Here is a 1,080-nt window from a genome sequence, read left to right as displayed (position 1 = left end):
ATGAGGGGGCTTTCCCGGCGGGCGGGGATCCCTTGCAGGCGCGGCAGGAAGGCTGTGCCTGCGGCTGCGAAGGTGATTCCATTCCTGAGCGTGGGAAGGGCGGGGGGAACGCAGGCATGGGAGGTGTGGGCGCTTCGTTGGAAGGGCCTTCTTCTTCTTCTTCTTCTTCTTCTTCTTCTTCTTCTTCTTCTTCTTCGGCCTCTTCCGCCCTTGTCGCTCCCGACGTGGCCTGCTACGAGGCGGCGGGAGGCGGCGGGATCGTGCTGGAAACCTACGAGCCCGCGTGTTCGCCGCATTTGGCGGCACGGCTGGCGGGGCGTCCGCTCACGGTTTCCGGCTTGCGGGAAAAGCTGGAGCGGAAGGCGCCGGACGGGACGTTTCTGCTGATCGAAGGCGCGGGCGGGATTTACGTGCCGCTGAATGACCGCGAAACCATGCTCGACTTTATGCGGGAGATCGATTTTCCGGTCCTGCTCGTCGTGGGGAACAAGCTCGGCTGCATCAACCACGCCCTGCTTTCGCTCGACGTGCTGCAATCGCACGGCCTGCGCGTGTGCGGGATGATCCTCAACCGCCCGATCCCGGAAACGGTATGCGATCCGGGTTCCGGCCCCGATCCGGATGTCGGGAACGAACGCAGGCTGCTGCGCGACAACGCCGAAACCCTCGCCCGCATGGGCCGGGAACGCGGTGTACCCGTGCTCGCGGAAATCCCCTACCAAACCGGATTCGCAAACAATGCCGAAAACACATGGTCCAGCCTCGCCGCCCTTGTCGGGCCCGCCGTGGAAGCCCTGCGCCCGTTGTTCGCGGATTGCCTTTCCAACGGAACACGCCCCGGCAATGACGCATCATACAGCGCCTCCCCTTCTTCTTCCCGCGAGTACGTGCAAACCTCCCTTTCCCCGTCTTTTTCCCATGAGTGTGGGCAAACCGGGGCGGTACCCACTACGACGGGCAGCGCCGAGCCTTCTTCTTATGGATGCGGGCAAATCCCTCCAGCATTTTCCTGCTCCAACCGGGAAAGCTCCCGCGTGGCCTCCCCACCAGCCGAAAGTCTTGGGAAGGGAGAGGGGGGGC

The 1,080-nt window shown here is 63.9% G+C and carries 1 protein-coding gene; it reads left to right on the top strand.

Annotated elements, in window-relative coordinates:
• Nucleotides 1–116: 116 nt before the first annotated feature.
• Nucleotides 117–1,080, top strand: a 964-nt coding sequence (gene bioD, locus HMPREF0178_RS20700) for a dethiobiotin synthase (RefSeq protein WP_232281343.1), incomplete at its 3' end; no start/stop codon positions are given.

The organism is Bilophila sp. 4_1_30, from assembly GCF_000224655.1.
Lineage (GTDB): Bacteria > Desulfobacterota > Desulfovibrionia > Desulfovibrionales > Desulfovibrionaceae > Bilophila > Bilophila wadsworthia.
The sequence above is the reverse complement of the archived record's forward strand: the minus strand, read 5'-3'. Positions and strand labels throughout refer to the sequence as shown.